Annotated in this window: 3 protein-coding genes; all 3 read right to left on the bottom strand. The window is 69.8% G+C overall.

All coding sequences use genetic code 11. From position 1 onward, the window contains the following. Positions 1–58 precede the first annotated feature (58 nt). Positions 59–2,347 (bottom strand): TonB-dependent receptor, encoded by a 2,289-nt coding sequence (locus PMI01_RS19975; protein WP_007673195.1) that lies wholly within the window; start codon positions 2,345–2,347, stop codon positions 59–61. Positions 2,348–2,587: 240 nt separating this feature from the next. After that, positions 2,588–3,340 carry a phosphocholine cytidylyltransferase family protein gene (locus tag PMI01_RS19970; protein ID WP_007673192.1) on the bottom strand — a complete coding sequence of 251 codons (753 nt, stop codon included), beginning with the start codon at positions 3,338–3,340 and terminating at the stop codon, positions 2,588–2,590. Positions 3,341–3,474: 134 nt separating this feature from the next. Continuing rightward, a partial coding sequence (locus tag PMI01_RS19965) for an autotransporter outer membrane beta-barrel domain-containing protein (RefSeq protein ID WP_007673189.1) occupies positions 3,475–8,260 on the bottom strand: 4,786 nt, incomplete at its 5' end.

The following is an 8,260-nucleotide window of genomic DNA, read 5'->3' as shown; positions in this document are numbered from 1 at the left end:
CTCACCGCCGTCATCCCGGGCCTTGTGCCCGGGATGACGGCGCTATTTGAGAAAAGTCCTAGTTCAGCTTCGCGCTGACCGAAATCCCCACGATGCGCGGGTCGTTGTAGACCGCCGCCATGTAGTTCTCGATCACGCCCTTGAGGTTCTTCTCGTTGGTGATGTTGCGGCCGAACAGCGCCACTTCATAGGCGCCGTTGCCGCCTTCGTAGCCGAGCTTCAGCCCGCCTTCGAAGTTGTTCTTCGAGTAGAACTCGTCGGTCTTGTAGAGCACGAAGTTGGTATAGCCCTGCACGTTCCAGTCGGTGGCGACGAACAGCTTGCCGTCGGCGCCGACCGGCAGGTCGTAGCGCGCCGTGAAGTTGAAGTTGTACTTCGGCGCGTTGGGCAGCGGCTGGCCGTCGATCTGGGCGAAGGTGCTGGTGCCGAACGGGCCGACGATCGCGATCGTCGGGTTCTTGACCGTGCAGACCACGACGCTGTTGAGGGCGCAGACCTGGGCGTAGACGCGCTTGTCCTTGATCTCGCTGTGCAGCAGGCTGACGCCGGCCGTCAGCAGCAGGTTGGACACCGGACGCCATTCGGCGTCGGCTTCCATGCCGTAGGCCTGGGCCTTGTCGGCGTTGAACAGCACGCCGTTGCCGTTCGAGTCGTTGCCGTTCAGCTGGATGTCCTTGACCTCATAGGCGAAGGCCGAGGCGTTGAAGCGCAGGCTGTTGTCGAGCAGGGCGCTCTTGAAGCCGGCTTCGTAGGACAGGATCGTCTCGGAATTGGCGGTCGTGAAGTCGGCGTTGAACACCGCCGAGCGGCCCTGGATGGTCGGACCGCGGAAGCCCTTGGCGACGCGGGCGTAGACGCTGACGTCGGGGTTCACCTGGTAGAGCGCGCTCAGATCCCAGCTGGGCTGTTCGTCCGTCAGGCGCACATAGCGACGGCCGTTGTAGGTCACGGCGCCGGCGGCGGTGTTGGCGGTCTGGGCCAGCACGGTCTTCTTGGCGTCATAGGTTTCGCGCGCGCCGGCGGTGATCGTCAGGGCGTCGGTGACCTTGTAGCTGAGCTGGCCGAACAGCGCCCACGAGGTGTTGAGGTTGTGGAGCCGCACCCAGTTGTTGGGGTTGGTCTTGGTGAAGTAGGCGCGCTGGTAGAACTCGGTGGTGTCGCGCGAGTCGAAGTACATGCCGCCGACCTGCCACTTCAGGCGGTTATCGCCGTTGCTGGCCAGGCGGATTTCCTGGGTCAGTTGGTCGAGGTCGCGAACCCGGCCCATCGACTGGCCAAAGCCGTTGGGAACGCCGCCCACCGGATAGTTGGCGGCCGCGCCGCCGTCGGTGTCGCCGCGGCTGTAGCCGGCGGTGGTCTCGTAGGCGCTGATCGAGGTCAGGGTCACCGGGCCGAAGTCGTAGGCGACGTTCAGCGACGCGCCCTGCGTGTCATAGGCCTGCGGGTTGTTGTTGGCCTCGTCGAAGGCGACCTGGTCGCGCGGCGCGGTGGGCTTGTTGGAGCCCTTCTTCAGCGCCTGGCGCAGGAACAGGGTCGAGGTGCCCTCGTAGTTGCGGGCGTGGGCCGAGGCCAGGACCGTCAGCTGGTCGGTGGGCGTGGCCAGGATCTGCAGGCGCACGTCCTTTTCGTCGAAGCCGCCCATGGCGTTCTTCTTCGGCGTCACGGTGCCGTCGGCGCTGGCGCCGGCATAGACGTTATCGACGTAGTCGTCGCGGTGCTGGTAGAGGGCCGACACGCGGAAGGCCAGCTTGTCGGCGACGATCGGGCCGCCGATGCCGCCGTCGAAGGTGGTGGTGCCGTAGGTGCCGTAGGAGGCGCTGGCGCGGCCCTGCAGGGTCTGGGTCGGCTTGTTGGTGTCGAACTTGACGATGCCGGCCGTGGTGTTGCGGCCGAACAGCGAGCCCTGCGGGCCGCGCAGCACTTCCACCTGCTTGACGTCGAACACCGGGTTCGACTTCAGCACCACGTGCTCGAGCACGACGTCATCCTGGATGATCGACACCGGCTGCGAGGCGCCGAGGTAGAAGTCGATATTGCCCAGGCCGCGGATGTAGAAGCGCGGGAAGATCCGGCCCGTGGTGGTCTCGGCGTAGAAGCTGGGCACCTTGCCCGACAGCGAGATGATGTCGTCGCCGCCGCCCTGGATGGCGCGCAGCTGGTCGCCGCCGACCACGGCCACCGACACCGGCACCTTCTGCAGGTTTTCCGAGCGGCGCTCGGCCGTGACGACGACCTCGTCCAGCGCGGTGGTGGACGCTTCCTGCGCCAGGGCGGCGTTGGCGAAGGTCAGGGCGGAAAGACCCGCGCCCAGCAGGAGCGCGCACTTACGGGCGTTGAAACGAGACATGAGAACCCCACCAAATCCAGGACTGGATTGTTGAAACCGACAGAGAGAACCGAAAGGGACGATCGTTGAATCAGCCGTCACTTATAAGAGCCCACTTACTTGCACGCGGGCCTGCGGCCTATAGGCAAGTTACATGACGACGCAATGACAGGCTGTGGGCGCCCGATGGTCAGATTGTCGGCAGCGGTGTCGTGGAACCTGCTGGGGACAGGCGCATGCGCCTGTCCCCGACCGTGGCCCCTACTCCCCCGCCGCCACCCAGGCGGCGGCCAGGGCGCGGTTGCCCGGCAGGTCTTCGGGGAAGTCCATCTCGGCCCATTGCAGGCCCTCGATCGACTGGGTGCGAACCACGTCGTGGTCCTGGGCGATCTGGTTGATGACGCTGAGGTACCAGCGCTTCAGGCCTTCCGGCGTGCGCAGGGCCTGCTCGACGATGCGGGTGAACAGCGCCGCGCCCTCGGGATCGAACTTCAGGAAGCCGATCGACTCGGCGTCGTACTGCTCGATGGTCTTGCCGATGGCCCGCAGGCTGAGGCCCTCGGTCAGCACCTTCATGTCGTCGGCGTCGTAGCCGGCGGCCTTGCGATCGATGGTGACGGTGATCGGGGCCGACGGCGCGGCGATCAGGCGCTGGGCGATGGCGGTCTCGAACAGGGTGTCGCCGTTCAGCAGCAGGAAGTCGCCGCGCATCTCGCCGCGCGCCAGCCAGCAGGTCGCCAGGTTGTCGGTCAGGGCATAGAACGGGTTGAACAGGGTCCGCACGCTCAGGCCCGGAATGTCGAGCCCCGCGACTTCCTTCTCGACCGTGTCGGCGGCGAAGCCGGTGACGACCACCGCCTCGGTGATCCCCGCCTGCGCCAGGTGCTTGAGCTGCCAGTGCAGCACGGTGCGGCCCGAAAGCTCGACCAGGCACTTGGGACGGGTGTCGGTGAGCGGCGACAGGCGCTTGCCCTGGCCGGCGCTGAGGATGATGGCTTTGGCCGGTTTCGCCACGGGACGTCTCGTTTCAATCAGGGTTCAGCGCAGAGCGCCAAATAGCGACGACGGGACGGGCCAACAAGCCCGCCCCGTCGCGTGAAGCGTCGAAGTACCAAGTTTAGCCGCGCCGGCGCAAGCGCGGCTCAGCCTTAGAACGGCACGGTGAACTTCACCGCCAGGCTCTGGTTGCTGACCCGGTCGCCGAACTGCCCCGACCAGTTGAGCTTGGCGCTGGCCCCCTTGGCGTTGACGATCGACACGCCCAGCTCGGTGTCGAGCGTGGTCTTGTCCAGGCGCCCGGCGACGCTGAACTGGCCCGACGGTCCCGGCGCGCTTTCGAAGGCGGCCGTGAACAGCGGGGCCTTGCCCGACAGGGTGGTGGTCGCGCCGACCCGGGCATAGGGCCGGATCGCCGTGACGCCCTGCATGAACTCGCCGCCGACCTCCAGCTTGGCGCTCAGCCGGGTGGCGCGGTCCTTCTGCTCGGGGGCCACCAGGTTCAGGGCCCCGGCCCCGGTTTCGGTGAAGGCGTCCGTCTTGATCCGGCTGTGGCTCAGCTCGGCGATCGGCTTGGCGTACAGCCGGTCCTCGCCCAGGCGGTAGCTGACCCGGGCGGTCAGGGCCTGGAAGGTCTGGCGTTGCTTGGCCTCGGCCATCCGCAGGCCCGAGGGCAGCAGCACCGCCCGGCGGGTCTCCAGCGAGCTCATGCCGGTGTCGAAGGCCAGGGCCGCCGTCAGCGGCCCCTGCACGCGCTTGGCCACCACGCCGAACTGGTAGCGCTCGCCCGAACCGTTGGTGCGGGTCTCGATCCCGGTGCGCAGGCTTTCAGCCGAAGCCGCGGCGCCGACCCGCCAGTGCGGCGCCACCTCGCCCTCGAAGCCGCCCGACAGGCCCGTCGCGCGCTCCTCGAAGGCCATATCCTGGGCCGTGGCGTCCAGCTTGACCAGACGACCGCCGGCCTTGGCCCAGACGCAGCCCTCAGGCGACAGCTCGACCTGGCCGGGAACGGTCGGGCAGCTCATCAGCGAGTCGGTGAAGCCGGCGATGGCGAAGTTGGTCACCGCCACCTGGTCGGCATAGGCCTCGGGGCTGAAGCTGTCGTAGTAGTTGGCCAGGGCCGCCTGCGACGGCTCCCAGAACAGTTCGGCCGCCACGGGCGCGAAGCCCGTCGAGCTGCCGGCCAGCTGGATGTTGTTGATGTGGTCGCCCACCGCCGTGCGGTTGACGTTGAACCCGGCCGGCGAGAAGTCGACCACGTAGCGCAGGTTCAGGTCGTCGGCCGTGGTCTTCAGCTCGAAGGTGGCGATCGACGAGGTCGGGGCCACCAGTTGCAGGCCGGACGAGGTCAGGGTGCCCACGCCGTTGAGGATCGTGGCGGTGTGGTCGCCCGGCCGGATGTGGCCGGGGTCCATGATCTGCAGGACGAACTTGCCCTTCAGGTCCAGCTTGCCGGTGACGTCCAGGCGGTCGATCTCGCCGGCCTTGCCGGTCTTGCCCAGGTCGAGGTCGGCCAGGAACACGCCGCTGGCCGTCTGGGTGAAGTCGCCCTCGACGCGGGTGGTCTGCACCAGGCCATTGCCGCCCGGGGTGAACACCCCGTCGGTCTTCAGCAGCCCGCCGTTCAGCTTGATGAAGTCCAGCGACTGCAGGACGGCCGTCGACAGGTTGTTGAAGGCGTTGGTCCCGCTCCCCAGGTCGATGTTGCCGACCACGCCCTTGTGGCTGTTGATCGTGTCGTTGCCGGTCGTGCCGACGATCGCCAGGTTCGAGGCCGCCGAGACCACGCCCATCAGGTTGATGACGTTGTTCTTGCCGCCGTCGATCAGCACGCCCTTGCCGTAGACCGAGCCGCCGCGCACGTCGCCGTTCAGGGTGGCGACGATGTCCTTGGCCGAATAGGCCGGGGCCGGGATCGCGGCCGAGGCCGAGGCCAGGGCCGGGCTGTGCGCGCCCGCGGCCGGGACGTCGCCGGCCTGGCTCTGGAAGAAGGCCCCGATCCCGTTCTTGCCGCCGACATAGATGTTGCCGTTCTGGACCACGGTGACCGTGCCCGCATCGCCGGTCCCGCCCAGCGAACCGGCGAACGACAGGCCCAGGCCGCTGCCGAACAGGCCGCCGCCGCCGCCCACGCTCTGGGCGAAGATGCCGACCGCGCCCTCGCCCAGCAGCACGATGTCGCCGGTGTTGGTCACCTTCACATCGCCGCCGTCGCCGCCGTAGCCGTCCAGCGGGTTGATGCTCATGTCGGCGTAGTCGCTGTAGTCCTCGCCGCCGAACGGGCCGAAGTCGCCCCACGAGGCGATGCCCAGCGACACGTCGCCGGCCACGCCGCCGCCGCCGCCGATGCTCTGGGCGAAGATGCCGTAGGCGCCGTAGCCCGAGGTCTGGATCAGACCGCTGTTGACGACCGTCACGTCGCCGCCGTCGCCGGCCGTGCCGCCGACGCCGGAGAACACGATCTGGCCGACGCCCGTGATCGTCCCCTCGCCGCCCGTGCCGCCACCGCCGCCGACGCTCTGGGCCATGATCCCGTGCGACAGCCGGCCGGAGGTGTAGATCGCGCCGCTGTTGTCGACCTTGACCACGCCGCCGTCGCCGGCCGAACCGCCCGTGCCGCCGATGCTGATCCCCCAGGCCGGCTCGCTGAACGAGTCGATCAGGTCCTTGGTGGCGGTCAGGTTGCCGACCACCTTCATCGTGTCCGACAGGCCCTTGCTGTAGGAATAGGTGTCGTCGCCGTCGTAGTCGGTGGCCCCGCCCGTGCCGCCGCCGCCGCCCACGCTCTGGGCGAAGACGCCGCGCGACAGGGCCCCCTCGGTGACGATGGTCCCGCTGTTGGTCACCCGGACCTCGCCGCCGTTCCCGGCCACGCCGCCCTGGCCGCCGATGCTGACCTCGCCGGCCAGGCCCGAACCGCCGTCGCCGCCGCCGCCGCCCACCGACTGGGCGAACACCCCGTGGGCGTCCTTGCCCTTGGTCCAGATCACGCCGCTGTTGCCGACCGTGACCAGGCCGCCGTCGCCGCCGCCCGAACCCGAGCCGCCGATGGCGATCTGACCGCCCTTGGCCTCGCCCTTGTTGGCCATGTCGAGGAAGGTGACGACCTCCTCGCCCTGGGTCGAGATCAGGCCGCCGCGACCACCGCCGCCGCCGACCGACTGGGCGAACACGCCGTGCGAGTCGCCGCCCAGGGTCTGGATCTGGCCGCTATTGGTCACATTGACCTCGCCGCCCTCGCCGGCCGCGCCGCCCGACCCGCCGATCGACAGGTTGACCGAGGTCGCCTTGCTGGTGCCGGCCGCCTTCTTGGCGAAGCTCAGCGAGAAGCCGCGCGCGTCGCCGCCGCCGCCGCCGCCGCCGCCCACCGACTGGGCCACGATGCCGGTCGAGTTGCCGCCCACCGTGCTCAGCGAACCGCTGTTGAACACCTGGACGAGCTTGCCGTCGCCGGCCGCGCCGCCGGAGCCACCCAGGGCGATGGCGTAGGTGCCGTTCCGGCCCTGGCCGAAGCTGCCCGACGCCGCCGTGGCCACGCCCGCGTCGCCGCCGCCGCCGCCGATGCTCTGGGCGTAGATGGCGTTGGCCTGGGACTCGCCGGTGGTGGCCACGACGCCGCTGTTGGTCACCTTGACGACGCCACCGTCGTTGCCCGTTCCGCCGGAGCCGCCCAGGGCGACCGAGATGTTGTTGCTGTTGGAGCCCAGGCTGACCGTGCCGGCCCCGCCGGCCATGTAGTCGGACCACTGGTTCTCGTCGATGCCGGCCATGCCGCCGTGGCCGCCGCCGCCGCCGATGCTCTCGGCGAAAATGCCGTGCGACTGCTCGCCGTGGGTGACCACCGTGCCGCTGTTGAGGACCGTGACGTCGCCGCCGATCGAGCCCGTGGCGCCCGAGCCGCCCATGTTCATCGACAGGTTGGTCGACTCGCCGCCCGACACCGCCAGGGCCCCGGCCGCGCCGCCGGCCCCGCCGCCGCCGCCCACGCTCTGGGCGAAGATGCCGGTGGCGTCATCGCCCTCGGTGACCACCAGGTCGGTCGAGGTGACGTGGACATCGCCGCCCTTGCCGCCGCCACCGCCCGAACCGCCGAACGCCAGCGAGATGTTCTTGGACTTGGCCCCGCCCAGGGTCGCCGAGACGGCCATGCCGCCCGTGCCGCCGCCGCCGCCCACGCTCTGGGCGAACACCGCCGTGGCGCCGTCGCCGGTGGTGCCGACCTTGCCGTTGTTGGTGACATAGACGTCGCCGCCGAGGCCCGCCGAACCGCCGGAGCCGCCGATCGACACGCCGATGGCGATGTTGTCGGTCGAGGACAGGCCGCCGGTCAGGGCTCCGGCGAAGCCGCCGTCGCCGCCGCCGCCGCCCACGCTCTGGGCGAACACGCCGTAGGCGCGCGCCCCCTCGGTGGTGGTCACGCCGTCGGTGGTGACCCGGACAATGCCGGCGTCGCCCGCCGAGCCGCCCGAACCGCCGATGGAGGCCGAGACGCCGATCGTGCTGGTCCCTTGCGTCAGCGCGCCGGCGACCGAGAAGCCGCCGCTGCCGCCGCCGCCGCCGATGCTCTGGGCGATCAGGCCGTGGGCGTCCTCGCCGTGCGTCACCGCGCCGAGGTCGCTTGTCACGGTGACGTTCTTGCCGTCGCCGCCCGCGCCGCCAGAGCCGCCGATCGCGGCGCCGATGCCGATGGGCTTGCCGGACGACAGAGCCACCGTCACCGCCGCCGAGAAGCCGCCCGCGCCGCCGCCGCCGCCGATGCTCTGGGCCTGGATCGCGTAGGCGCGATCGCCGTGGGTTTCGATCAGGTCGTGGCTGTTGACGGTCACAACGCCGCCGTCGCCTCCGACCCCGCCGCCGCCGCCGATGCTCAAGGACGCCGCGCCTGTGCTCTTGCCGACCGAGACGCCGGCCGCGATCGAGAAGCCGCCGCTGCCGCCG

It is taken from the genome of Caulobacter sp. AP07 (assembly GCF_000281955.1).
Lineage (GTDB): Bacteria > Pseudomonadota > Alphaproteobacteria > Caulobacterales > Caulobacteraceae > Caulobacter.
Note: the sequence above shows the minus strand (reverse complement) of the source record. Positions and strands in the feature narration are given on the sequence as shown.